Genomic DNA, 23,782 nt, shown 5'->3' with positions numbered 1-23,782 from the left:
CCTCCCGTCCGGTGGTGATGGGGCCCGTCCGGCCCGCTGTGCACAGAGATCATTGCATGCCGACCTGGCAGGAGGGGCACCAATACCTGACCCGATCGCCGCCGTCGTCGTAGCGGATGCGGGTGCCGCAGCGACGGCAGGGTTGCCCGGCACGCCCGTAGACCCACAGCTGCCGGCCCGGCCGGGTGTCGCCGGTGGTGCAGCGGTTCCAGCGGAAGCGGTTGGCCCACAGCATGTCTCGGGCGCGGGTGACGAGTCGGTGCGGGTCGGCGACGGCGGCGACCGGCGCGGTGGGCACCTGCCCGCTGACGAAACACAGTTCGTTGCAATAGACGTTGCCAATGCCGGCCAGCACCCGCTGGTCCAGCAGCGCCTCGGCGATCGGCCGGTCCGGGTGCGCCACCAGGTTGGCGGCGGCGCGGTCGGCGTCCCAGTCCGGGCCCAGCAGGTCGGGTCCCAGGTGCGCCACCGCGTCCTGGTCGGCGTCCCTGTCCAGGATCTCCAGCACGCCCAGGTCGACGCCGACCGCTCGAATGCCGTTGGCTTCCAGGATGATCCGGGCGCGGTGATCCACCCGCACCGGGCGGCCGCCGACCCGCCAACTGCCGTCCATCTTCAGGTGCGAGTGAATGCTGGCCCGCCCTACCCGGATGAACAGGTGCTTGCCGCGGCTGAGCACCTCGTCGACCGCCTGCCCGGTCAGGTCGACGGTGGCGAACCGCGGCACCCGCACGTCGCAGCGCGTCAGCGTGCGCCCGGCCAGGTGCTCACGCAGCACGGCCGCGGTGTGCCAGACGGTGTCGCCCTCGGGCATGGGTTATCGCAGCCGCATTCCGCGCGGGGTGCGGGCGAACCCGGCCTCGGCCAGCGCCTCGGCGGCCGGGTTCGGTTCCCCGGCGTGGGGTTGCAGCGCCGGCGTGCCGTCGATGCGTTCGACCAGGATCGACGCGAGGCGCCGGGCGGCGACCAGGTCGGCCAGCGCGACCGCCGCCGCACGGTCGGCCGCGGGGTCGTCGGTGAACGTCAGCAGCGACCGGCCGCCGCGCTCCAAGAACCAGGCCAGCTCGCCGTCCACCAGCACGACGAGGGCGCCGGCCTTGCGGCCGGGGCGCGCGCCCTCGGCGCTCGAGGCGGGCCAGGGCAGGGCGGCGCCGTAGGGGTTGGCGGGATCGGCGGCGGCCAGCGCGACCGCCCGGTACTCCGGGCGCTCCTGATCGACGTCGTCGGTGTAGCTGCGCAACCGGTCGACGGTGGACGCGACGGCGAACTGGGCGCCGCCCAGCGACTCGACGAAGTAGCCGCGCTGGCACCTGCCGGCTTCCTCGAACGTGCTCAGCACCTTGTAGAGGGTCGCGAACCCGCCCGGCACGCCCTCGGCCGCCACCGCGCCCCGGGTCAGCACGCCGTGGCGGCCCAGCAGCAGCTCGGCCTGGTAGTGGGCCCGCAGCGTGGAATCCGGCTCCGGCGCCGGCAGGGCCGACCACCTCCCGGCCACCGCCGGGTCGGTGCTGCGGTGCTGGGCGTGCGCGACGCTGTAGCGGCTCAGCCGCGGCGGGCGACGGGTGCGGTGCGCGGGGGCGGATCGCTTGCGGGCCCCGGCGCCGGTCAGCAGGGCGCGCACCGGGGCGAACGTGTCGCCGGTGACCCAGCCGGCCCAGATCAGCTCCCACAGCGCGGTTTTCAGCTCCGACTCACCGATCGCGTCCTGGGCCAGCTGGCGGAAGAAGTAGGCGCCGCCCCCGGCCAGCGTGTCCAGGATCGCCCGATGCGCGTCGGTGAAGTCGAGCTCGGCCGGGCAGGCCAGCGTCAGCGGAGCGGAATCGCTGGCGTGCAGCGCGATCCAGCCGTCGCCCGCCGAGATCGACCCGGCGCCCGACCAGGTCACCTCGCCGGCGGCGAGCAGTTCGTCGAGCATCGCGGGGGAGTAGTCACGCACCCGCGGGGCCAGCACGAGGGGTTCGATTGCCGAGGCCGGCATCCGCACGCCGGCCAGCTGATCGATCACGGCGACCAGGCCGTCGAGACCCGACTGCGGCGACGACATGTGGTGCCACGCCGGCAGGAACCGCCCGTACGCGGCGGTGCTCACCGGCTCCACCTGCGCGCGCAGCGCCGCCAGCGAACGCCGCCGCAGGATGCGCAACACGTCCGCGTCGCACCACTGCTCGCCGCCGGCGCCCCCGGACGGTTCGGCGGCGACGAACTCGCCGCGCACCAGCCGGCCGTCGGCCGCCAGCCGGCCCAGCACGTCGGCCGTGACGCGCAGCCCCAGGCCGAACCTGCCGGCGGCCTCGGCCGTGGTGAACGGGGTGTGCGTGCGCGCGTAGCGGCCCAGCAGCTCGCCCAGCGGGTCGGCCACCGCCTCGGTGAACGCGGCCGGGACGCCCAGCGGGACCGCCGCCCCGACCCCGTCGCGCAGCCGCCCGATGTCCTCGACGGCCACCCACCAGCTGCGGCCCGCGAACGGCACGGTCAGCGCGCGCCGGGCGGCCCGCAGGCCCTCCAGCCACCCCCCGACGTCGGCGCCGCCGGCCCGGGCGGAGACCTCGTCCTCGGTCAGCGGGCCCAGCAGCCGCAGCAGGTCGGCGACGCCTTCGGCGTCGCGGGCGGCCCGGTCGGCCGACAGGTGCTGCAGCTGCCGGCCGGTCGCGGCGATGACGTCGGGGTCGAGCAATTCCCGCAGCTCTACGCGGCCCAGCAGCTCGGCCAGCAGCGTGCTGTCCAGGGACAGCGCGGCGGCCCGGCGCTCGGCCAGCGGGGTGTCGCCCTCGTACATGAAGGCGCCGACGTAACCGAACAACAGCGACGCCGCGAACGGGGAGGGCCGCGCGGTTTCCGTCTCGAGCACCCGCACCTTGCGCTGGGCGATGCCGGCCATCAGCGCGGTCAGCGCCGGGACGTCGTAGACGTCCTGCAGGCATTCGCGGATGGCCTCGAGCACCACCGGGAAGTCGGGGTACTTGCGCGCCACGTCCAGCAGCTGGGCCGCGCGCTGGCGCTGGTGCCACAGCGGCGAGCGGCGGCCGGGGTGGCGGCGGGGCAGCAGCAGCGCGCGCGCCGCGCACTCCCGAAACCGCGACGCGAACAGCGCCGAGCCGCCCACCTCGGCGGTGACGACGGGATCGATCTCGTCGGCGTCGAAGACGAAAAGTTCTGCGCCGGGCGGGCTTTCGTCCAAAGTATCGGGCAGGCGCACCACGATGCCGTCGTCGGACGCGGTCGGCTTCTCGTCGAGGCCGTAGCGCTCGCGCAGCCGCCGGCCCACCGCCAGCGCGAGCGGCCCGTGCACCCGGAGCCCGTACGGCGAATGCAGGATCACCCGCCAATCGCCGAGCTCGTCGCGGAACCGCTCGACCAAAAGCGTGGTGTCGGTGGGGACCACCCCGGCGGCGGTTCGCTGCTCGTCCAGCAGCCCCCACAGATTGTCGGTCGCGTAGGCATCGAAACCTAAAGCGGCGCAACGCTTGTCGAAGGCTTCGCGGCCGAGGCCGGCCAGCTCCCCGGTGAACGCGCCGAGCGCGGCCCCCAGCTCGGCCGGGCGGCCCACGTCGTCGCCGCGCCAGAACGGCAGCCGGGCCGGCTGTCCTGGCGCGGGGATCACCAGCACCCGGTCGTGGGTGATCTCGGTGATCCGCCAGCTGGTGGCCCCCAGCGAGATCACGTCGCCCGGCCGGGACTCGTACACCATCTCCTCGTCGAGTTCGCCTACCCGCGAAGGCTTTTCGGCCTCGGAAGCCAGATACACGGTGAACATCCCGCGGTCCGGGATGGCGCCGCCGGACGTGACGGCCAGCCGCTGTGCACCGGGCCGCGCGGTCAGCGTGCCGGTGTCGCGGTCGTAGACCAGGCGCGGGCGCAGCTCAGCGAACTCGGTGGACGGGTACTTGCCGGCCAGCAGGTCCAGGGTGGCCTCGAACACGCTGCGGGGCAGCGTCGCAAAGGGGGCGGCGCGCCGCACGGTGTCGAACCACCGGTCGGCGTCCAGCGGCTCCAGCGCGGCGGCCGCGACGGTCTGCTGCGCCAGGATGTCCAGCGGATTGGCGGGCACCCGCATCGTCTCGATCTGCCCGTCGAGCATGCGCTGCACGGTCACCGCGCACCCGATCAGGTCGGTGCGGTGCTTGGGAAACAGCACGCCGCGCGAGACCTCGCCGACCTGGTGGCCCGCCCGCCCGATCCGTTGCAGCCCGCTGGCCACCGACGGCGGCGCCTCCACCTGGATCACCAGGTCGACGGCGCCCATGTCGATGCCCAGCTCCAGGCTCGAGGTCGCCACCACCGCCTTGAGCAGCCCGCGCTTGAGGTCCTCCTCGACCAGGGCGCGCTGCTCCTTGCTGACCGAGCCGTGGTGGGCGCGCGCCAGCAGCGGCGGGGCGCCGAAGCTCTGGCCGCTCCCCATCAGGTGTGCCGGGGCGCCGCCGGCCACTTTCGGGTTGGGGTCCGTGTCCAGCGAGATCCCGGCGCGTTCGGCGTGGATCTCGTTGAGCCGGGAGGTGAGCCGCTCGGCCAGCCGGCGCGAGTTCGCGAACACGATGGTCGAGCCGTGCGATTCGATCAGGTCCACCAGCCGGGCCTCGACGTCGGGCCAGATGGAGTTGTTCGCGAGGTTGGCCATGTCGGGCACCGGGACCTGCACCGTTAGCTCGATGGTCTTGGCCGACGGCGGCGCGACGATCGTCGTGCGCGACTGCCCGGACAGGAAGCGCGCCAGCTCCTCGGGCGGGCGCACGGTGGCCGACAGCCCGATGCGCTGCGCGGGCGGCGCTTGCGACGAGGCGAAGCGCAGGTCGTCGAGGCGTTCCAGGGACAGGGCCAGGTGGGCGCCGCGCTTGCCGCCGGCGATGGCGTGGATCTCGTCGACGATCACCGTCGCAACGCCCGCAAGGGTTTCCCGGGCCGCCGACGTCAGCATCAGGAACAGCGATTCCGGGGTGGTGATCAGCACGTCGGGCGGGTGCGCGATGAGCTGCCGGCGGGCCGCGGGCGGGGTGTCGCCGGAGCGAACCCCGACGCTGATGTCCGGCGGGGGCAGGCCGTGCCGCTCGGCGATGCGGGTGAGCCCGGCCAGCGGGGTGCGCAGGTTGCGTTCGACGTCGACCGCCAGCGCCTTGAGCGGCGACACGTAGAGCACGCGGGTGCCGGCCGGCCGCTCGGCCGCCCCGGCGAGGGAGGCGGGGTTAGCCAGGGAGTCCAGGGCCCACAGGAACGCCGCGAGGGTCTTGCCGGATCCGGTCGGCGCGATCACCAGGGTGTTGTCGCCGTCGGCGATGGCCTCCCAGGCCTGCGCCTGCGCGGTGGTCGGGGCGGCGAACGTGCCGGTGAACCACTCGCGGGTGGCCGCGCTGAACCGGCCCAACGGGTCGGGTGGCCGGGAGTCGGTGCGAGTGCTCACCCAACCATGGTGCCAATGGGCACCGACAATTTGGTCGGCGAGCGCCTTCTCACAGCCTCGCAGTCGCCATCGCGTGCGCCAGCTCCGGCGGGATCTCCGGCACCCGGGCGATGGAGTCGAGCAGCGTGTGCGCGCAGGCGTCGGCGAGCCGGTCGGCGTCGGTGGTGGGGTCCATGATCCGCTGCCGGCAGATCTCGAAGGTGAACGCGAGCCAGCCCTGGATGATCACCCGCAGGTCGCGCTCGACGCTCGGTTCCAGCGCGCTGGTGTCCGGCATCCCGCTCACGACCTCGCCGATGCGCGACATGATGTGTTCCATCTGGCGGTTCTTGGCCTCGTCGTCGATGCCGAGCAGGACCGGGTCCGACCGGCCCAGCCCGACGTACGCGGCCCAGGCGGCCTCCGGGTTCGACTGGTGATAGGCCATGTAGGCCAGCACGCCGGTCCGGATCTCCTCGAACATCGTCATGCCGGGCTCGGGCGGATTGTTGGTGGCGTCGTAGAGCCGGTCCGCCTCGTCCTTGACCACCGCGGCGAAGAACGCCCGCTTGTCCGGGAAGTAGTGATACATCAGCGCGCGGGACACGCCCGCGCGTTCGGCTATCTCGTCAATGCGGACCTCGTCATAGGGTCGCTTCCCAAAGACTTCTGCCCCCAAAGCGAGCAGCTCTGCGCGGCGATCCTCAGGGGATAACCGCCTTCTGGCTGTCGGCATGTGTCAGATAGTACCCACACGGTATGAGACGCCCCTCACATTGGCTCAACCAAACGTCACGCCCTGGGCCAGCGGTAACGCGTCGGAATAATTGACGGTATTGGTACTTCGGCGCATGTAGGCCTTCCACGCGTCCGAGCCGGACTCGCGCCCGCCGCCGGTTTGCTTCTCGCCGCCGAACGCGCCACCGATCTCGGCGCCCGACGTGCCGATGTTGACATTCGCGATGCCGCAATCGGATTCGTCCAGGAAGCGCTCGGCCTCGCGCAGGTCGGTGGTGAAGATCGCCGACGAAAGTCCTTGCGGCACCGCATTGTTGAGCGTGATCGCCTCGCCCAGGTCGTCATACGTCAGCACGTAGAGGATCGGCGCGAACGTCTCGGTGGCCACGATGTCGGTCTGTGCGGGCATGCGGACGACCGCCGGCGCGACGTAGTAGGCGCTCGGGTGGGCCTCTTGCCCGTCAGGGCTGGCGAGATGGAAGCGCTCGCCGCCGAAGACCTCGCCGCCGTCGGCGCGCGCCTGCTCGAGGGCGCCGACCATGTCGCGGTAGGCGGTCTCGTGGATGAGCGGGCCGACGAGCGTGCCCGGCGCCGACGGGTCGCCGATCGCCAGCCGCCCGCACGCGTCCACGACCCGGGCGACCACCTCGTCGGCCACGGAGCGGTGCACGATCAGCCGGCGCAGGCTGGTGCAGCGCTGCCCGGCGGTGCCCGCGGCGGCGAACACGATGGCCCGCACGGCCAGGTCCAGGTCGGCCGACGGCGTGACGACGGCCGCGTTGTTGCCGCCCAGCTCCAGCAGGGCACGGCCGAAGCGCGCGGCGACCCGGGGGCCGACGGCCTGGCCCATGCGCACCGAACCGGTGGCGGACACCAACGCGATCCGGTCGTCGTCCACCAGCAGCTCGCCGAGGTCGCGCTCGCCCAGGACCAGGCCGCTGACCGCGGCGGGGGCGCCGACGTCCGCGGCCGCGCGGCCGATCAGCGCATGGCAGGCCAGCGCCGTCAGCGGCGTCAGCTCCGACGGCTTCCACACGACGGTGTCGCCGCACACCAGCGCCACGGCGGCGTTCCACGCCCACACGGCGACCGGGAAGTTGAACGCGGTGATCACCCCGACCACACCGAGCGGGTGCCAGGTCTCCAGCAGGCGGTGCCCGGGGCGCTCGGACGCGATGGTGCGGCCGTACAGCTGGCGCGACAGGCCCACCGCGAACTGGCAGACGTCGATCATTTCCTGCACCTCGCCGAGCGCCTCGGAGCCGATCTTGCCCACCTCGACGGTCACCAACGTCGCCAGGTCGTCCTTGTGGCGGGTGAGCAGCTCGCCGAGGCGGGCCACCAGCGCGCCGCGCACCGGGGCCGGCGTGGCGCGCCACGCCGAGAACGCGTCGGCGGCATCGGCGACGATCGACCGGGCCGCCTCGGGCGTGGTGTGGCCGACGGTGAACAGCACCTCGCCGGTGATGGGCGTGCTGGCGGGCAGCCCGTGCCCGGCCGGGTCGCCGAGCGTGACGCCGACGCCCATCGCTTGATAGGCCGCGCGCACCCGCGACCGCAACTCCTCAGTACGCTCGGTGATCATCGGGTTGCCTCCTCGTAAAGTGCGTACGGGTCACGGATCTCGCGGCCGATTGCCCCGGCCAGCCACTGCGCGTCGTAGCCCGAGTCGTCGGCCGCCGCCCGCGCCCGGGTTTCGCGGTCCAGGTTGGAGCGGAAGATGCCCGCCGCCGACGCCGGCAGGAAGTCTTCGTAGACGACCGGCGCCGACGGGTCGCCGCCGCGATAGTAGGCCAGCCCCTCGGCGGCCATTTCCGCGTCGGTCGGCGGGAAGTGCCGGTGCCACACCGACGCCGGGTCGGGCGCGCCCATCGCGGCGTCGTAGCGTTCCCGGCCCTTGCGGGTCAGCGCCACCCCGCGCGCCTCGACCTCGCCGAAGCGCACCCGCAGGCTGCCCGCGGCGACGCGGCCGTCCCGGCCGCGAAACAGGCAGGGCTCGGCGAGCGCGCGAAAAGAGGTCTGGCGCAACAGGACCGCGGGTCCGTCGGTGCGGGGCGGCCCCTGGATGGCGTCGATCATGGTGATGCCCCGCGCGGTCATCCGCCGATACAGCTCGTCGATGTCGAGCACCCGCGGCGTCAGGTGGTTGATGTGGGTGGAGCCCACCCCGGCGATGTCGGCGGCCACCGCCGACACCCGCGACAACTCGTCGTACCAGGCCTTGTCGATCGGCTCGCGCGACAGCGCGAACGCCGCCACCGCCGCCGAGACGAACGCGCCCGCCTCGTCAGCGGCGCAGCCGCCGTCGGCCGCAATCGTTCGCGCCCGCGCCACCAATGCGGGGTCGAAGAGCCGCCGGCGCGCGACGAACGTCTCCACCCGGGCCCGCAGCTCCGGGGAAAAGTAGCGCGCGTCCCGCGTGGCGAGCATCGAGGTGAACACCCGAAACGGGTTGCGCGCCAACTCATTCGCGTCGAGTGGACGAAACGCCGTGGACACCACCGGAATCGGCGAGGCGGCGCGGCGCAGGTCGTAGTAGCCCACCGGGTACATGCCGAAGGCGGCGAACAGGTCGGCGACGGCGGCCAGTTCGGCCGGGCTGCCGACCCGGATCGCGCCGTGCCGCTCCGCAGCGACCCGATCCAGCGACCCAAGCCGTTCGGCGTCGGGATGTCGCCCCACGTGGGCGGCGTTGACCTGGCCGCTCACCTCGACCAGCGTGCCGTACGCGGGAACCTCCCCGGCGTACATGGCGGACAGCCCGGCCGCGAATCGGGCGCGCAGCTGCCACGCCGCCAGCGTGCCCTGCCCGGGGCTCATGGCGCGCCGTCGATTTCGGCTTTGCTGCGATAATCTCCGCCCATGGGTGACGCGCTCGACGAGATTGACCGGACCCTGGTGCGCGAGCTGGTCGCCAACGGTCGCGCGACCCTGGCGGAGCTGGCCGCGAAGGCGGGCCTGTCGGTCTCCGCGGTGCAGTCCCGGGTGCGCCGGCTGGAGTCGCGCGGCGTGGTGGCGGGGTATTCCGCGCGGATCAACCCGGAGGCGGTCGGGCACCTGCTCTCGGCGTTCGTGGCCATCACTCCCTTGGATCCCTCTCAACCCGATGATGCGCCCGCCCGTCTGGAACACATCGCGGAGATCGAGTCGTGTCACTCGGTGGCCGGCGAGGAGAGCTATGTCCTGCTGGTCCGTGTCGAGTCCGCCCGGGCGCTCGAGGACCTGTTGCAGCGGATCCGCACGGCGGCCGACGTCCAGACGCGCAGCACCATCATCCTCAATACTTTTTACAGTGATCGGCAATACATACCATAATATTTCCTGTCAATATGCCATAGCACCGTAATAATCACGCTAAGATGAGCGGCATGACCGCCGCCGTTTCCGACCGGGTCCCCGAGACGTTGTCGCGCAGCATGCTGGTCGACGGTTTTGACCTGGTGCTTGACCTGACGCGGTCGGCCGGCTCCTACCTGGTCGACGCCCGGGACGGCCGCCGCTACCTCGACATGTTCACGTTTGTCGCGTCGTCGGCGCTGGGCATGAACCACCCGGCGCTGGCCGGCGACGAGGAGTTCCGCGCGGAGCTCCTGGCGGCCGCGCTGAACAAGCCGAGCAACCCCGACGTGGCCACGGCGGCGATGGCCGGCTTCGTCGAGACCTTCGTCCGGGTGCTGGGCGACCCCGCGCTGCCGCACCTGTTCTTCGTCGAGGGCGGGGCGCTGGCGGTGGAGAACGCGCTCAAGGTCGCGTTCGACTGGAAGAGCCGCCACAACGAGGCGCGCGGGATCGACCCGGCGCTGGGCACGCGGGTCCTGCATTTGCGCGGCGCGTTCCACGGTCGCAGCGGCTACACGATGTCGCTGACCAACACCAAGCCGGTCACCGTGGCCCGCTTCCCGAAGTTCGACTGGCCGCGCATCGACGCGCCCTATATCCGGCCGGCGACCGACATGGATGCGCTAGAGGCCGAGTCGATTCGGCAGGCCCGGGCGGCGTTCGACGCGCACCCGCACGACGTCGCGTGCTTCGTGGCCGAGCCCATTCAGGGGGAGGGCGGCGACCGCCACTTCCGTCCCGCCTTCTTCGCCGCGATGCGCCGGCTGTGCGACGAACACGACGCCCTGTTGATCTTCGACGAGGTCCAGACCGGCTGCGGGCTGACCGGAACCCCATGGGCCTACCAGCAACTGGGCGTGCAACCCGATGTGGTGGCGTTCGGCAAGAAGACGCAGGTGTGCGGGGTGATGGCGGGCCGCCGGGTCGACGAGGTCCCCGACAACGTGTTCGCGGTCGCCTCCCGGATCAGCTCGACCTGGGGCGGCAGCCTGGCCGACATGGTGCGGGCCCGCCGCATTTTGGAGGTGATCGAGGCCGACGGGTTGTTCGACCGCGCCGCCGATCTGGGGCGCTACCTGCTGGGCCGGCTGGTCGAACTGGCCGACGACTTCCCGGCCGTGGTTCTCGACCCCCGCGGCCGCGGCCTGATGTGCGCGTTCAGCCTGCCGAGCACCGGCGCCCGTGAGGCGGTGATCGCCCAGCTGTGGCAACGCCGCGTGATCGCGCTGCGCTGCGGGGAGGACGGCGTCCGGTTCCGGCCCGCGCTGACCGTCACCCGGGGGGAGATCGATGCGCTGGTTTGCGCCCTGAGCGGCGCTTTGACGGCCGTGACGTGGGGCTGACGGCGGTTTACCGTGATAGGGCGCAGGGTATCCGGATCTGCATCATCGTGGGCGCGTAACTAATGCGGCGCAGCGAACGATTAACCAAGAAATCAGGGCCAGCACACGGGGGACGAGTATGCAAACGGCGGATCAGCGGTCGCCGGGTGACCACTTGGGGCAGGAGGACCGCGAGGTGCACGCGGCCATCCGGTTTGCCGCCCTGGCCGCAATCGCGGGCATGGGCTTCTTGGTTCTTGCCGCGTTGTGGGTCAGCACCTGCCCCGGGACCGGCGTCGACACGGCGGCCTGTGGCACGCCCCAGCGCACGATGCTGGCGCTGGGCGGTCCGCTGATTCTGCTGGCCGGGGCGCTCTGGGCGTTCCTGCGCACCTACCGGGTATGGAAGGCCCACGGCACCTGGTGGGGATGGCACGGCGCGGGCTGGTTCCTGCTGACGCTGATGGTGGTGGCCCTCGGCCTGGGCGTATCCCCGATCGCCGGGCCGGTGCTGGCCCTATGACCTGCGCCGACTAAACGCGCGAATCGGGGCGCGCGGGGCTCTGCGGCTTCGGGCCGATCTCGGTTCGTGGGATCTCGGTCCGTGGAATGAAGCGCCATTGCTCGTCGATGCGGCCCACGCGGCGGTGCTCCGCGACGAACCACAACGCGCCGGCGATCGTCCCGAGCACGGCCACCAGGCTCGTGGTGGCGACCCATTCGTAGTGGCCGTAGGCGGCCGCGGCCGTGGTACTGATCATCCCGCCCACCGCGACGAGGAACAGGATGAACCCGGGCCAGTACAGGTTGTCCTTCATCGAGAAACCGGCGTGCGGTTGCGTCGTCCGGAAGTGGTCCGTCGGATCGCGATGCCTGTCGCTCATCAGCCCTCCCTCGGTCGTTTCAGGTCGTCGAGCCGGCCGTGTCGCGAACCGGCACCTCGGGCAGCGAAATCGCCCCGATCGTGGTCACCAGCCACACGATGATCGTCGCGGCGAGCCAGGAGGCGGCGCCGCGGATGGACAGGCCGTGGGTGAACGCCGCGGCCAAGCTCAACGCGACCAGGGTCAGCACCAGCCCGGCGCCCCCGAGCAGCAGCGACGCGTAGGCCCGCGGCAACTTCACGATCAGCAGCGACAGGCTTGCCTGCGCCACCGAGAACACCAGGACGGCGACGACAAACCCCGACGCCGACACCGAAACGCCGGGCACGACCCAGGCCGCCGCCAGCAGGCCGACGGCCCACGACGCGAGAAGCACAACCGCTCGAAGCAGAGCCTGCTTCATGCCAATAAGTGTAGGTCGCGGGGTAGACGGTGTTAAGGGTCCGCAGACGGGGTTATTCGCTGCCGCAATTGGGTATCAGCTGTACACCATGATGAGTGCCGGAAGGGTTGCGTCAGCGACACCGACATCGATGCCCACTACCGTAGACGTGACCAGCGGCGGCGATTGTGACTAATCGGTTGGAACCCACGGTCGACGGCGGGCTGCGCGGCAATAGTAATGTCAACCAGACATTGCCGGGAGACCATATGACCGATCCGGGAGTTGGCGCGAACAAGCGTCAACGCGGCCACCGCGCCGTCGAGCTGCACGTTGCGGCACGCCTCGAGAACCTGGCGATGCTGCGCACGCTGGTAGGTGCCATCGGCACCTTCGAGGACCTGGACTTCGACGCGGTCGCCGACCTGCGGCTCGCGGTGGACGAGGTGTGCACCCGCCTCATTCGCTCGGCCACGCCGGGCGCGACGCTGGTGGTCGTGGTCGACCCGCACGACGACGAGTTGGTGGTGGAAGCCTCCGCGGCGTGCGACACCCACGACGTGGTGGCGCCCGGCAGCTTCAGCTGGCACGTCCTGACCTCCCTGGCGGACGATGTCCAGACCTTCCACGACGGTCGCGAACCCGACGAGACCGGCAGTGTCTTCGGTATCACGCTGACGGCGCGACGGGCGGCCTCTAGCAGGTGACAGCGCGAGCTGCCGGCGGTTCGGTTTCGCGGCCGAACGAGTATGCGGACGTCCCGGACATGTTCCGCGAGCTGGCGGGCATCGCCCCCGACTCGATGGAATTCCAGCGCCAGCGGGACAAGATCGTGGAGCGGTGCCTGCCACTGGCCGACCACATCGCCCGCCGGTTCGAGGGCCGCGGCGAACCGCGCGACGACCTGGTCCAGGTGGCGCGGGTGGGCCTGGTCAACGCCGTCGTCCGCTTCGACGTCGAGACCGGGTCGGACTTCGTCTCGTTCGCGGTGCCCACGATCATGGGCGAGGTCCGTCGCCACTTCCGCGACAACAGCTGGTCGGTCAAGGTCCCGCGGCGCCTGAAGGAACTGCACCTGCGGCTGGGCACCGCCACCGCCGATCTGTCCCAGCGCCTCGGCCGGGCGCCGACGGCGAGCGAACTCGCCGTCGAACTCGGCATGGAGCGCGACGAGGTGGTCGAGGGCCTGGTGGCGGGCAGCTCCTACAACACGCTGTCCATCGACACCGGCGGCGGCAGCGACGACGACGACGCCCGCGCCATCGCCGACACGTTGGGCGACGTGGACGCCGGCCTCGACCGCATCGAAGATCGCGAGGCGTTGCGCCCGCTGCTCGAGGCGCTGCCCGAGCGGGAACGAATGGTGTTGGTGCTCAGGTTTTTCGAGTCGATGACGCAGACGCAGATCGCCGAGCGGGTCGGCATCTCACAGATGCACGTGTCGCGCCTGCTGGCCAAGTCGCTAACGCGGCTGCGGGACCAACTGAAGTAGCGGCCGCGACTCGTCGCGCTCCCTCTTGGTGGGGCGCAGCAGCGGCTCGGCCTGCGGCGTCGTCACCGGCAGGGTGCCATCGGGGTCGCAGATCCTCAACAACCGCGCTACGGCCGGGCTCGGCACCATGGCCCAGTGCAACTGGGCGGCCGAGCACGCGACGTTGATCCGGTGCAGGGCCGAAAAGCCAGCGGTACCAATGAATTCCAGGCCGCGCAGGTCGACGACGATCCGGCGGGCGCGCCTGACGCTGCGTTGCGCGTAGATGGCGAGCTGATCGGCGTTGGCGGCGTCGAGCTCACCGTCGACGGTGATCACCGCCCCCAGCGCGCTCCAGCGGGAGGTGAATTGTGCGGTTCGGCTTTGTTGCCAAGATTGGGCCACAGACATGCGTGTCTCCGTCATTTGGAGGGTGTTGCTGCGGACGACGCCAGGTGGCCGTGAAGCTCGAGATCGGGGAGTTTGCCTTCCCGCTTGCCTGACGTGATCCGGGCGGCTGTGAACTCAACCTGAAACCGACCCTACCCGCGCCGGGGCGGGTCGGACAACGCTATCGAGGTTTCTTCTGAGTTTCTTCGTGTTATTTGATCTCGGCGAGGACCGTGCCCTGGGTGATGGCCGCGCCGGCCTCGACGGCGAGCCCGGTGATGGTGCCGTCCTTGTGCGCGGTGACCGGGTTTTCCATCTTCATCGCCTCGAGGACCACGACCAGGTCGCCGGCGGCGACCTCCTGGCCCTCCTCCACCGCGACCTTGACCACGGTGCCCTGCATGGGCGCCGTCACCGCGTCGCCGGAGGCGGCCACCCCCGCGTGCGATCCGCGCTTGCGCGGCTTGGGCTTCTTGCGGATCACCCCGGCCGGGTCGGCGGAACCGTTGGTCAGGGCCAGGTCGCCGGGCAGGGACACTTCGAGCCGGCGCCCGCCGACCTCGACGACCACCGTCTGCCGGGGCCGGGCGTCCTCTTCGTCGATCGGCTCGCCGCCGGTGAACGGCTCGATGGTGTTGTTCCACTCGGTCTCGATCCAGCGGGTGTGGACCGAGAAGCCCTTCTCGTCACCGATGAACGCCGGGTCTCTCACCACGGCGCGGTGGAACGGGATGACGGTCGCCAAGCCTTCGACGTGGAACTCGTCGAGGGCCCGGCGGGAGCGGGCCAGGGCCTCCTCGCGGGTGGCGCCGTAGACGATCAGCTTGGCCAGCATCGAGTCGAACTGGCCGCCGATCACCGATCCCGCCTCCACGCCGGAGTCCAGCCGGACGCCCGGACCGCTGGGCGTCTCGTACTTGGTGACGGGCCCCGGGGCGGGCAGGAAGCCGCGCCCGGCGTCCTCGCCGTTAATCCGGAACTCGATGGCGTGCCCGCGCGGGGTCGGGTCCTCGGTGATGTCGAGCTTCTCGCCGTTGGCGATCTTGAACTGCTGCAACACCAGGTCGATGCCCGCGGTCTCCTCGGTGACGGGGTGCTCGACCTGCAGGCGGGTGTTCACCTCCAGGAAGGAGATCAGGCCGTCCTGGCCGACCAGGTACTCGACGGTGCCGGCGCCGTAGTAGTGCGCCTCCTTGCAGATCCGCTTGGCCGACTCGTGGATCTCCTTGCGCTGCGCGTCGGTCAAGAACGGCGCCGGCGCCTCCTCGACCAGCTTCTGGAAGCGGCGCTGCAGCGAGCAGTCGCGGGTGCCGGCGACGACGACGTTCCCGTGCTGGTCGGCGATCACCTGCGCCTCGACGTGGCGGGGCTTGTCCAGGTACCGCTCGACGAAGCACTCGCCGCGGCCGAACGCGGCGACGGCCTCGCGGGTGGCCGACTCGAACAGCTCGGGGATCTCCTCGAGGGTGCGGGCGACCTTCATGCCGCGCCCGCCGCCGCCGAAGGCGGCCTTGATGGCGATCGGCACGCCGTACTCCTTGGCGAAGGCCACCACCTCGTCGGCGTCCTTGACCGGGTCCGGGGTGCCGGGCACCAGCGGCGCCTGGGCGCGCGCGGCGATGTGGCGGGCGGTGACCTTGTCGCCGAGGTCGCGGATGGACTGGGGGCTGGGGCCGATCCAGATCAGGCCGGCGTCGATGACCGCCTGCGCGAAGTCGGCGTTCTCGGAGAGGAAGCCGTAGCCGGGGTGGACCGCGTTGGCGCCGGACTTCTCCGCCGCGTCCAGCAGCTTGCCGAAGTCCAGGTAGGACTCCGCGGACGTCTGACCGCCCAGGGCGAACGCCTCGTCGGCCAGCCGCACGTGCGGCGCGTCGGCGTCGGGCTCGGCATACACCGCCACGCTGGGCAGGCCCGCGTCGCGGGCCGCACGGATCACCCGGACGGCGATCTCACCGCGATTGGCGACGAGCACCTTGGAGATCCTCGAGCTGGCGTGACTAGCCACTTCGCCTCCTGTTCGGCTGGACGTCATATGCGTCTCTAAGAGAAATTCTTACAAGTCTTGTCCCGGGGAAGTTTATGCGGCGCGCCGTACGGGCCGACACCCGGTCTCCAAATCCGTTCCTGATCAGGCCGTCTCGCGCAATCGCCGCTTGATGCGGGCCAGCATCGCCGACATGCCGCGCAGCCGCAGCGGGCTGATCAGAGCGGCCAGGCCCAGCTCGGTGTAGAAGTCCTCGGGCACCGCGAGGATGTCGGCGGCCGGTTGCTCGTCCAAACCGGCGGCCAGGATCGACGCGAACCCCCGGGTGGTGGGCGCCTCGGCGGGCGCGCTGAAGTGCAGCCGCACCCGATTGCGGTCGCTGGCGTCGACGTGCAGGAACAGCGGCGACTGGCACTCGGGCACCGGCTCCATCGCCGCCTCCTCGAGGTCGGCCGGCAGCGCGGGAAGGTCGTTGGCGAACTCCAGCAGCAGCGTCAGCTTGTCCTGGCCCTGGACTTCGGCGAAGTCGGACACCACCTCGGCCAGCGGCGCGGGCATGCTCATCAGACCGGAACGGCTCCCGGCTGCTCGCCCGCGACGATCGGCACCCGCACGGTGTTGCCCCACTCGGTCCACGATCCGTCGTAGTTGCGGACCCCGGGCTTGCCCAGCAGGTGGGTGAGCACGAACCAGGTGTGGCTGGACCGCTCGCCGATGCGGCAGTAGACGACGGTCTTGTCGTCCGGCCGCAGGAAGCCGTAGAGCTCCTCGAGCTCGGCGCGGGGGCGGAAGCGGCCGCTCTCGTCGACCGCCTTGCCCCACGGGATCGATACGGCGGTGGGGATGTGCCCGGCCCGCAGCGCCCCCTCCTCGGGGTAGTCGGGCATGTGGGTGCGCTTGCCGGTGTACTCGTCCGGCGAGCGCACGTCGATCAGCGGCTCGGAACCGAGGATGGCCAGCACGTCGTCCTTGTACGCGCGGATGGGCGCGTCGTTGCGCTGCACCACGGGATAGCCGCTCGACGTCGCCGTCGGGACGTCCAGGGTGGTGTCGCGGCGCTCGGCCAGCCACAGGTCGCGCCCGCCGTTGAGCAGGCGCACGTCGGGGTGGCCGAACAGTGTGAAGACCCACAGCGCGTAGGCCGCCCACCAGTTGCTCTTGTCGCCGTAGATCACCACGGTGTCGTCGCGGGCGATGCCCTTGCGATCCATCAGCTCGGCGAACTGCTCGCCGTTGATGTAGTCGCGGACCCGCGGGTCGTTGAGGTCGGTGTGCCAGTCGATCTTGACCGCGCCGGGGATGTGGCCGACGTCGTAGAGCAACACGTCCTCGTCGGACTCGACGATCGCCAGGCCGGGGGCGCCCATGTTGGCGGACAGCCAGTCGGCGGTGACCAGTCGTTCGGGGTGGGCGTATTCGGTCAGGGACGGGTGTGGATCGGGGGGTAACGACACGACTTCGAGCCTACCGCCGGGTCTCCCACAGCGAGGCCACGGACAGCCCGGCCCGGCCCAACAGCTCACGCAGCAGCGGCAGGCTCACGCCGATCACGTTCGACGGATCGCCCTCGATCCCGTCGACGAACCAGCCGCCCAGCCCGTCCAGGGTGAACCCGCCGGCCACCCGCAGAGGCTCGCCGTCGGCTACGTACGCCCGCAGATCCGCCTCGGCAGGCGCGGCGAAATGCACTGTGGTGCAGGCGGATTGGACCTCGCGGTGGGCGATCGCGCCGTCGCGCAGCCGCAGCAGGCAGTGCCCGGTGTGCAGCCGGCCCGAGCGGCCGCCCATCAGCCGCCACTGGCTCACCGCGGCCTCGGGCGAGCCCGGCTTGCCGCACAGCCGGCCGTCGATGGCCAGCATCGAATCACAGCCCAGCACAACGCAATCCGCCGCGGTGGCGCCGTCGAGGCGCCCGGCGACGTCGTTGGCCTTGGCCGCGGCCAGCGCGCACACCACCTCCTCGGGCGGGGCGTCGGGCGCCAGGCCCGCGGCGATCAGGTCCTCGTCGACGCCGGACACCACGACGAGCGGATCGAGGCCGGCCTGGCGCAGCACCTTGCGGCGGCCGGGCGAGGCCGACCCAAGCACCAGCCGGGTCAATGCCTCATGTGTGTCATCTGCTGCATGGTCAGCCGCTGGTAGTTCGACATCGCGTAGCGCAGCCGGTCGACCGGCAAGCCCCAGCGGGTGCTCTCCGGCTGGGTGGGCTCGGGCGAGGCGGCGCCGACACCGCCGAGCACGGCCACCAGCGCCGCCAGCTCCGCGTCGGTGGGGTTCCCCTTGAGCACCTGGATGTGCGGCTCGTGGTGAGCGTCGTCTGTCATAGCGGAATGTTCCCGTGCTTCTTGGGCGGCAGGTGGCTGATCTTGCGTTCCAGCAGGCGCAGCGCCGTGCCGATGTAGCCGCGGGTGTACGACGGCGGGATCACCGCGTCGACGTAGCCGCGCTCGGCCGCGACGTAGGGGTTGACCAGCGTGTCCTCGTACTCCTGCTGCAGCTGCAGGCGCAAGGCGTCCACGTCCTCGCCGTTGCGGGCGGCCTCGGCCAGTTGCTGGCGGTACACGAAGCCGACCGCGCCGGAGGCGCCCATCACCGCGATCTGGGCCGTCGGCCAGGCCAGGTTGACGTCGCAGCCCATGTCCTTGGAACCCATGACGCAGTAGGCGCCGCCGTAGGCCTTGCGGGTGATGACCGTGATCTTGGGCACGGTCGCCTCGCCGTAGGCGTACAGCAGCTTGGCCCCGCGCCGGATGATGCCGTTGTACTCCTGGCCGGTGCCCGGCAGGAAGCCCGGGACGTCGACCAGCATGACGATCGGGATGTTGAAGCAGTCGCAGGTCCGCACGAAGCGGGCCGCCTTCTCCGAGGCGTTGATGTCCAGGCAGCCGGCGAACTGGGTCGGCTGGTTGGCCACGATCCCGACCGGCCGGCCGTCGATGCGGCCGAACCCGACGACGATGTTCTGCGCGTAACCGCCCTGGATCTCCAGGAACTCGTCGTCGTCGAGGATCCGGGTGATCACCTCGTGCATGTCGTAGGGCTGGTTGGGCGAGTCCGGGATCAGCGTGTCCAGCTCGAGGTCCTCCTCGGTGAGGTTCTCCTCGATGGGGCCCACGGGGGCGGGCTCGGCGTACCGGGGCGGGTCGGTGGCGTTGTTCGGCGGCAGGTAGCTCAGCAGGTCGCGGACCCAGTCGAAGGCGTCCTGCTCGCCGGAGGCCACGTAGTGCAGCGTGCCCGACTTGGCCATGTGGGTGTGTGCGCCGCCGAGTTCCTCCATGGTGACGTCCTCACCGGTGACCGTCTTGATGACGTCGGGGCCGGTGATGAACATCTGGCTGGTCTGGTCGACCATGACCACGAAGTCGGTCAGGGCGGGGGAGTAGACGTGCCCGCCGGCGGCCGCGCCCATGATCAGCGAGATCTGTGGGATGACCCCCGACGCGACGATGTTGTTGCGGAAGATCCGGCTGTACAGGCCCAGCGAGACGACGCCCTCCTGGATGCGTGCGCCGGCGCCGTCGTTGATGCCGATCAGCGGGCGGCCGGTCTTGATCGCCAGCTCCTGCACCTTGACGATCTTCTCGCCGTACACCTCGCCGAGGCTGCCGCCGAACACCGTGGCGTCCTGGCTGAAGATGCACACGTCGCGGCCGTCGATGGTGCCGTAGCCGGTGATCACGCCGTCGCCCAGCGGGCGGTTCTTGTCCAGGCCGAAGTTGCTGCTGCGGTGTTTGGCCAGCGCATCGAGCTCGACGAACGAGTCCTCGTCGAGCAGGGCCAGGATGCGCTCGCGGGCGGTCAGCTTGCCCTTGGCGTGCACCTTCTCGACGGCCTCTTCGCCGACCGGGTGCAGCGACTCCTCCCGCCGCTTGTGCAGCTCGGCCAGCTTGCCCGCGGTGGTGTGGATGTCGATGGTGTGCTCGGCGGCGGGCTCGGCCGTGTGGTCGGTAACGCTTGTCATGGGACTCGATGGTATCGGCAGGCCCCGCGCCGGTGCTTAGGCTGGGTGGAGTGACGGACCGCGATTCGCTTCGGCAACCGCTGGATCAGGCCGCGCTGCGCGCCGAGCTGATCGGCACCGGGCTGGGCTGGCGCCAGCTCGACGTCGTGGAACAGACCGGCTCCACCAACGCCGACCTCTTGGCGCGCGCGGCGGCGGGCGACGACGTCGCCGGGGCGGTGCTGATCGCCGAGCACCAGACGGCCGGCCGCGGGCGCCACGGGCGCGGCTGGACGGCCAGCCCGCGGGCCCAGATCACGATGTCGGTGGGCGTCAGCGTCGTCGACGTGCCCACCGAGGGCTGGGGCTGGCTGTCGCTGGCCACCGGGGTGGCGATCGTCGACGCGGTGCTGGCCGTCACCGGGGTGCAGGCGGGCCTCAAGTGGCCCAACGACGTGCTGGCCGGCCCGCCGGACTCCCCGGGCAAGCTGGCCGGGATCCTCGCCGAGGTGGCCCGCCCGGTCGTGGTGATCGGCTTGGGGCTCAACGTGACTCAGGCCCCCGACGAGGTCGACGGGCCTGGTGCCACGTCGCTGTTCGACCTCGGCGTGCCCGAGCCGGACCGCGGCCAACTGGTCGGCGCGGTGCTGACCGAACTGGGCAGGCGGATCGTGGCCTGGCGGGCCGCGCGGGGCGCCGACTGGGCGCTGGCGGCCGACTACCGGGCGCGCAGCCTGACCATCGGGCGCCCGGTGCGCGCCGTGCTGCCCGGCGACAAGGAGGTCGTGGGCACCGCGACCGCCGTCGACGACCAGGGCCGGTTATGTGTGGAGGCCGGCGGCCAAACCGTCGTCGTTTCCGCCGGTGACGTCGTGCATCTGCGCCAGCAGCGGTAGCTTCTCTCACGTGAGCTATCCGGACAACGCCCTGGCCGCCGGCGAGCAGGTCGTCCTGCACCGCCACCCGCACTGGAAGCGGTTGATCTGGCCCGTCGTGGTGCTGGTGCTGGCGACCGCGCTGGCCGCGTTCGGTTCCGGCTACCTCAACTCGACGCACTGGGAGCAGCTCGCCAAGAACATTATCTACGGCGTCATCTGGGGCATCTGGCTGGTGATCGTCGGCTGGCTCACGCTGTGGCCGTTCCTGGGCTGGCTGACCACGCATTTCGTCGTCACTAACCGCCGGGTGATGTTTCGCCACGGGGTGCTCACGCGCAGCGGCATCGACATCCCGCTGGCGCGCATCAACAGCGTGGAGTTCCGGGACCGCTTGAGCGAACGCATGTTTCGCACCGGAACGCTGATCATCGAGTCGGCGTCACAAGATCCGTTGGAGTTCTACAACATTCCGCGGCTGCGCGAGGTGCACGCGCTGCTGTATCACGAAGTCTTTGACACCCTGGGTTCGGAGGAGTCGCCGAGCTGACCGAATCGGCTCGCCTTTTTCCGCCACGACCGCAACAGGGTGACGTTGCTCTTCTCGAGCTCGTCCTCCAGGACCTCGGCGAAACCGCCTGCGGTAAGGGCGGATTCGATCGCCTTGTCGGGGTTGCGGGCGAACTCGTCGGGAAACACCCAGCGCCGGAACGCCCAGAAGCGGAACGCCATCTGCAGCAGGTTGCCGATGATGTAGGCCGAGATGAAGTCGGTGATGTTCTCCAGCGTCAGCGACACCTCGGGCACCCGAAGCTGCAGCACATAGTGCGAAAACCACAGCGGCGCCATGGAAAGCAGCACGCCCACGCCGCTGAAGGCGAAGAACAAGAACGCCTCGTGGTGGCGCTCGCGGCCGCCGCGGTCGCGGAAGCTCCACTCCCGGTTCAAGACATAGGAGGCGATGACCGCGACGATCCCCGCGATCACCTTGGCCGTCACCGGCTTGGGTTCGAGGATCGTCAGCTTGAGGGTGTAGAAAATCGCCGAGTCGATGACGAACGTGGTGCCGCCGACGATCGCGAATTTGATCAGCTCGTGATGGCGCAGCAAATGAGGCTGAACGGCCTCTGGCAGGCGCGAAATTACGGCATCGGCGAAGGACACAACACGTCAGTGTACGGACGGACGCGAAAACGACGCAAAATCTGCTTCGCCGCGGGCCGTGACAACATGATGGCCGTGCCGAACAAGCGCTCACCGAAGGCCGCCCCCGTCGTGGCGATGGTCGGCGGCGGTCAGCTCGCCCGCATGACCCACCAATCCGCGATCGCGCTGGGGCAGACGCTGCGGGTGCTGGCGACCGCCCCCGGCGAATCGGCCGCGCAGGTCAGCCCCGACGTGATGATCGGCTCGCACGCCGATATCGAGGACCTGCGCCGGGTCGCGGCCGGGGCCGACGTGCTGACCTTCGACCACGAGCACGTCCCGACCGAGCTGCTGGAGAAGCTGGTCGCCGAGGGCGTCAACGTGGCGCCGCCGCCGCACGCCCTAGTGCACGCCCAGGACAAGCTGGTGATGCGGCGGCGGTTGGAGGCGCTGGGCGCGCCGGTGCCGCGGTATGCCGGCATCGGCAACCTGGACGAGCTTGAGGCCTTCGCCGCGCGAGTGGGCGGTCCCGTCGTCGTCAAAGCCGTCCGCGGCGGCTACGACGGGCGCGGGGTGCGGATGGCCCGCGACCCCCTGCACGCGCGCGAAATCGCGGCCAGCTTCCTGGCCGACGGCGTGCCGGTGATGGCCGAGGAGCAGGTGAACCTGCGCCGCGAACTGTCGGCCCTGGTGGCGCGCTCCCCGTTCGGGCAGGGCGCGGCCTGGCCCGTGGTCGAGACGGTGCAGCGGGACGGGATCTGCGTGCAGGTGATCGCGCCCGCGCCGGACCTGGACGACGGCGTGGCCTCCGGGGCCCAGCAGCTGGCGTTGCGGTTGGCCGCCGAACTCGGTGTCGTCGGCGTGTTGGCGGTCGAGCTGTTCGAGACGACCGATGGTGCGCTGCTGGTCAACGAGCTCGCGATGCGGCCGCACAACTCCGGGCACTGGACCATGGACGGGGCGCGCACCAGCCAGTTCGAGCAGCACCTGCGCGCGGTGCTGGACTACCCGCTCGGCGACACCGACGCCATCGCGCCGGTGACCGTGATGGCCAACGTGCTAGGCGCCCGAGAGACCCCGGCGATGAGCACGGACGAGCGGCTGCACCACCTCTTCGCGCGGATGCCCGACGCGCGGGTCCACCTCTACGGCAAACAGGAGCGGCCCGGCCGCAAGATCGGGCACGTCAACTTCCTTGGCGCGGACCCGGCGGGGCTGGTCCAGCTGCGTGAACGCGCCGATCTGGCGGCACACTGGTTGTCACACGGGCAGTGGACGGACGGATGGGATCCACATGGCTAGCGCCGGCGACGATGCAGTGGGGGCACCCCCAGCCGCGCAGCGGCGAGGGGGACGAAGCGATGAGAAGGAGCGGCGCATATGACACAAGCTCCTCGGGTCGGCGTCATCATGGGCAGCGACAGCGACTGGTCGGTGATGGCCGACGCCGCTGAGGCGCTGGCCGAGTTCGACGTCCCGGCCGAGGTCCGGGTGGTCTCGGCGCATCGCACGCCGCAGGTGATGTTCGACTACGCGCGCACGGCGGCCGACCGCGGCCTGCAGGTGATCATCGCCGGCGCCGGCGGCGCCGCACACCTGCCCGGAATGGTCGCCTCCGCCACGCCGCTGCCGGTGATCGGGGTGCCGGTGCCGCTGGCCCGCCTCGACGGCCTGGACTCGCTGCTGTCGATCGTGCAGATGCCGGCCGGGGTTCCGGTCGCCACCGTCTCGATCGGCGGCGCCCGCAACGCGGGCCTGCTCGCGGTGCGCATACTGGCGTCGTCCGACGCGACGCTGCGGGCGCGGATCGAGGCGTTCTCCGACGAGCTGGCCGAGAGCGTCAAGGCCAAGGATGCGGCGCTGCAACAGCGCCACGGTAAAGTTACCGGCCAGTAGCTCGGTGACGACGCGGACGCCCAGCGTCCGTCGAGGAGCCGAGC

The 23,782-nt window shown here is 71.0% G+C and carries 23 protein-coding genes and 1 pseudogene; 9 read left to right on the top strand and 15 right to left on the bottom strand.

Annotated elements, in window-relative coordinates:
* Positions 1-49: 49 nt before the first annotated feature.
* Genes nei2 through A5712_RS26895 form a run of 5 tightly spaced genes read right to left on the bottom strand, consistent with a single transcriptional unit; the run spans position 50 to position 8,929 of the window.
* Entirely contained in the window at positions 50-814 is a 765-nt protein-coding gene (gene nei2 / locus A5712_RS26915; protein WP_068112553.1) for an endonuclease VIII Nei2, read from the bottom strand.
* A gap of 3 nt (positions 815-817) precedes the next feature.
* Positions 818-5,392 (bottom strand): ATP-dependent helicase, encoded by a 4,575-nt coding sequence (locus A5712_RS26910; protein WP_068112549.1) that lies wholly within the window; start codon positions 5,390-5,392, stop codon positions 818-820.
* A gap of 49 nt (positions 5,393-5,441) precedes the next feature.
* Positions 5,442-6,107, bottom strand: a complete 666-nt coding sequence (locus tag A5712_RS26905; RefSeq protein WP_068112546.1) for a TetR/AcrR family transcriptional regulator — start codon at positions 6,105-6,107, stop codon at positions 5,442-5,444.
* A 45-nt stretch (positions 6,108-6,152) separates the two neighbouring features.
* Positions 6,153-7,694, bottom strand: a complete 1,542-nt coding sequence (locus A5712_RS26900) for an aldehyde dehydrogenase family protein (RefSeq protein WP_068112544.1) — start codon at positions 7,692-7,694, stop codon at positions 6,153-6,155.
* The gene (locus tag A5712_RS26895; RefSeq protein WP_068112543.1) at positions 7,691-8,929 is read right to left on the bottom strand and encodes a VOC family protein; all 1,239 of its coding nucleotides are present in this window, start codon (positions 8,927-8,929) and stop codon (positions 7,691-7,693) included. Before A5712_RS26895 ends, A5712_RS26900 begins: the two co-directional genes overlap by 4 nt.
* A gap of 42 nt (positions 8,930-8,971) precedes the next feature.
* On the opposite strand from A5712_RS26895, the gene A5712_RS26890 reads away from it, so the two are divergent.
* The 3 genes from A5712_RS26890 (at position 8,972) to A5712_RS26880 (ending at position 11,293) form a co-directional block, all read left to right on the top strand.
* Positions 8,972-9,424: an Lrp/AsnC family transcriptional regulator gene (locus A5712_RS26890; protein WP_068112540.1), complete on the top strand. Its 453-nt coding sequence runs from the start codon at positions 8,972-8,974 to the stop codon at positions 9,422-9,424.
* Positions 9,425-9,468: 44 nt separating this feature from the next.
* Positions 9,469-10,791: an L-lysine 6-transaminase gene (lat, locus tag A5712_RS26885; protein ID WP_068112538.1), complete on the top strand. Its 1,323-nt coding sequence runs from the start codon at positions 9,469-9,471 to the stop codon at positions 10,789-10,791.
* Between the two features lie 118 nt (positions 10,792-10,909).
* Complete coding sequence (locus A5712_RS26880; protein WP_068112537.1) at positions 10,910-11,293, top strand: hypothetical protein; 384 nt, start codon at positions 10,910-10,912, stop codon at positions 11,291-11,293.
* A 10-nt stretch (positions 11,294-11,303) separates the two neighbouring features.
* On the opposite strand, the gene usfY is transcribed toward A5712_RS26880, so the two are convergent.
* Together usfY and A5712_RS26870 are read right to left on the bottom strand one after the other, a co-directional pair.
* Positions 11,304-11,654, bottom strand: a complete 351-nt coding sequence (gene usfY, locus A5712_RS26875; protein ID WP_068112535.1) for a protein UsfY — start codon at positions 11,652-11,654, stop codon at positions 11,304-11,306.
* Between the two features lie 19 nt (positions 11,655-11,673).
* Positions 11,674-12,057, bottom strand: a complete 384-nt coding sequence (locus A5712_RS26870) for a phage holin family protein (protein WP_068112533.1) — start codon at positions 12,055-12,057, stop codon at positions 11,674-11,676.
* Between the two features lie 248 nt (positions 12,058-12,305).
* On the opposite strand from A5712_RS26870, the gene A5712_RS26865 reads away from it, so the two are divergent.
* Together A5712_RS26865 and A5712_RS26860 are read left to right on the top strand one after the other, a co-directional pair.
* Entirely contained in the window at positions 12,306-12,743 is a 438-nt protein-coding gene (locus A5712_RS26865; RefSeq protein ID WP_068112530.1) for an anti-sigma factor, read from the top strand.
* Positions 12,740-13,528 (top strand): RNA polymerase sigma factor SigF, encoded by a 789-nt coding sequence (locus A5712_RS26860; RefSeq protein WP_068112527.1) that lies wholly within the window; start codon positions 12,740-12,742, stop codon positions 13,526-13,528. The genes A5712_RS26865 and A5712_RS26860 overlap by 4 nt, the downstream gene beginning before the upstream one ends.
* Here A5712_RS26860 and A5712_RS26855 read toward each other — a convergent pair.
* The 7 genes from A5712_RS26855 to A5712_RS26825 all read right to left on the bottom strand — a co-directional run bounded on the left by A5712_RS26855 (position 13,499) and on the right by A5712_RS26825 (position 19,842).
* Positions 13,499-13,918 carry an STAS domain-containing protein gene (locus A5712_RS26855; protein ID WP_068112524.1) on the bottom strand — a complete coding sequence of 140 codons (420 nt, stop codon included), beginning with the start codon at positions 13,916-13,918 and terminating at the stop codon, positions 13,499-13,501. The two genes, A5712_RS26860 and A5712_RS26855, sit on opposite strands and share 30 nt — an antisense overlap.
* 190 nt (positions 13,919-14,108) lie before the next feature.
* Complete coding sequence (locus tag A5712_RS26850) at positions 14,109-15,902, bottom strand: acetyl/propionyl/methylcrotonyl-CoA carboxylase subunit alpha (RefSeq protein WP_068112520.1); 1,794 nt, start codon at positions 15,900-15,902, stop codon at positions 14,109-14,111.
* A 123-nt stretch (positions 15,903-16,025) separates the two neighbouring features.
* Positions 16,026-16,445: a SufE family protein gene (locus tag A5712_RS26845; protein ID WP_068112517.1), complete on the bottom strand. Its 420-nt coding sequence runs from the start codon at positions 16,443-16,445 to the stop codon at positions 16,026-16,028.
* On the bottom strand, positions 16,445-17,335 hold the full coding sequence (locus A5712_RS26840) for a sulfurtransferase (RefSeq protein WP_068112514.1): 891 nt from the start codon (positions 17,333-17,335) through the stop codon (positions 16,445-16,447). Before A5712_RS26840 ends, A5712_RS26845 begins: the two co-directional genes overlap by 1 nt.
* Positions 17,336-17,345: 10 nt before the next feature.
* The gene (locus A5712_RS26835; RefSeq protein ID WP_068112511.1) at positions 17,346-17,981 is read right to left on the bottom strand and encodes a nucleoside triphosphate pyrophosphatase; all 636 of its coding nucleotides are present in this window, start codon (positions 17,979-17,981) and stop codon (positions 17,346-17,348) included.
* Positions 17,978-18,205: an acyl-CoA carboxylase subunit epsilon gene (locus A5712_RS26830; protein WP_068112508.1), complete on the bottom strand. Its 228-nt coding sequence runs from the start codon at positions 18,203-18,205 to the stop codon at positions 17,978-17,980. The genes A5712_RS26835 and A5712_RS26830 overlap by 4 nt, the downstream gene beginning before the upstream one ends.
* Positions 18,202-19,842 carry an acyl-CoA carboxylase subunit beta gene (locus A5712_RS26825; RefSeq protein WP_068112505.1) on the bottom strand — a complete coding sequence of 547 codons (1,641 nt, stop codon included), beginning with the start codon at positions 19,840-19,842 and terminating at the stop codon, positions 18,202-18,204. Before A5712_RS26825 ends, A5712_RS26830 begins: the two co-directional genes overlap by 4 nt.
* 50 nt (positions 19,843-19,892) lie before the next feature.
* Here A5712_RS26825 and A5712_RS26820 point away from each other — a divergent pair, with 50 nt between their 5' ends.
* Both A5712_RS26820 and A5712_RS26815 read left to right on the top strand, forming a co-directional pair.
* Complete coding sequence (locus A5712_RS26820) at positions 19,893-20,717, top strand: biotin--[acetyl-CoA-carboxylase] ligase (protein WP_068112502.1); 825 nt, start codon at positions 19,893-19,895, stop codon at positions 20,715-20,717.
* 10 nt (positions 20,718-20,727) lie between these two features.
* Positions 20,728-21,246 carry a PH domain-containing protein gene (locus tag A5712_RS26815; protein ID WP_068112498.1) on the top strand — a complete coding sequence of 173 codons (519 nt, stop codon included), beginning with the start codon at positions 20,728-20,730 and terminating at the stop codon, positions 21,244-21,246.
* Here the strand turns inward: A5712_RS26815 and A5712_RS26810 are convergent.
* Positions 21,201-21,860, bottom strand: coding sequence for a GtrA family protein (locus A5712_RS26810; RefSeq protein ID WP_068112495.1), 660 nt, complete (start codon positions 21,858-21,860; stop codon positions 21,201-21,203). The two genes, A5712_RS26815 and A5712_RS26810, sit on opposite strands and share 46 nt — an antisense overlap.
* 66 nt (positions 21,861-21,926) lie before the next feature.
* Here A5712_RS26810 and A5712_RS26805 point away from each other — a divergent pair.
* Both A5712_RS26805 and purE read left to right on the top strand, forming a co-directional pair.
* Positions 21,927-23,226: pseudogene (locus A5712_RS26805) on the top strand (5-(carboxyamino)imidazole ribonucleotide synthase).
* A complete protein-coding gene (purE, locus tag A5712_RS26800; protein WP_068112492.1) occupies positions 23,223-23,738 on the top strand; it encodes a 5-(carboxyamino)imidazole ribonucleotide mutase in 516 nt (171 codons plus the stop codon). Before A5712_RS26805 ends, purE begins: the two are co-directional and overlap by 4 nt.
* Positions 23,739-23,782: the final 44 nt, after the last annotated feature.

This window comes from Mycobacterium sp. E2327 (assembly GCF_001672675.1).
Lineage (GTDB): Bacteria > Actinomycetota > Actinomycetes > Mycobacteriales > Mycobacteriaceae > Mycobacterium.
Note: the sequence above shows the minus strand (reverse complement) of the source record. Positions and strands in the feature narration are given on the sequence as shown.

Excerpts from the sequence above, each read along its gene's own strand:
- A5712_RS26845 (WP_068112517.1), bottom strand. The coding sequence starts at position 16,445 with ATGAGCATGCCCGCGCCGCTGGCCGAGGTGGTGTCCGACTTCGCCGAA.
- usfY (WP_068112535.1), bottom strand. The coding sequence starts at position 11,654 with ATGAGCGACAGGCATCGCGATCCGACGGACCACTTCCGGACGACGCAA.
- A5712_RS26895 (WP_068112543.1), bottom strand. The coding sequence starts at position 8,929 with ATGAGCCCCGGGCAGGGCACGCTGGCGGCGTGGCAGCTGCGCGCCCGA.
- A5712_RS26855 (WP_068112524.1), bottom strand. The coding sequence starts at position 13,918 with ATGTCTGTGGCCCAATCTTGGCAACAAAGCCGAACCGCACAATTCACC.
- A5712_RS26870 (WP_068112533.1), bottom strand. The coding sequence starts at position 12,057 with ATGAAGCAGGCTCTGCTTCGAGCGGTTGTGCTTCTCGCGTCGTGGGCC.
- A5712_RS26900 (WP_068112544.1), bottom strand. The coding sequence starts at position 7,694 with ATGATCACCGAGCGTACTGAGGAGTTGCGGTCGCGGGTGCGCGCGGCC.
- A5712_RS26890 (WP_068112540.1), top strand. The coding sequence starts at position 8,972 with ATGGGTGACGCGCTCGACGAGATTGACCGGACCCTGGTGCGCGAGCTG.
- nei2 (WP_068112553.1), bottom strand. The coding sequence starts at position 814 with ATGCCCGAGGGCGACACCGTCTGGCACACCGCGGCCGTGCTGCGTGAG.
- lat (WP_068112538.1), top strand. The coding sequence starts at position 9,469 with ATGAGCGGCATGACCGCCGCCGTTTCCGACCGGGTCCCCGAGACGTTG.
- A5712_RS26905 (WP_068112546.1), bottom strand. The coding sequence starts at position 6,107 with ATGCCGACAGCCAGAAGGCGGTTATCCCCTGAGGATCGCCGCGCAGAG.
- A5712_RS26880 (WP_068112537.1), top strand. The coding sequence starts at position 10,910 with ATGCAAACGGCGGATCAGCGGTCGCCGGGTGACCACTTGGGGCAGGAG.
- A5712_RS26865 (WP_068112530.1), top strand. The coding sequence starts at position 12,306 with ATGACCGATCCGGGAGTTGGCGCGAACAAGCGTCAACGCGGCCACCGC.
- A5712_RS26830 (WP_068112508.1), bottom strand. The coding sequence starts at position 18,205 with ATGACAGACGACGCTCACCACGAGCCGCACATCCAGGTGCTCAAGGGG.
- purE (WP_068112492.1), top strand. The coding sequence starts at position 23,223 with ATGACACAAGCTCCTCGGGTCGGCGTCATCATGGGCAGCGACAGCGAC.
- A5712_RS26825 (WP_068112505.1), bottom strand. The coding sequence starts at position 19,842 with ATGACAAGCGTTACCGACCACACGGCCGAGCCCGCCGCCGAGCACACC.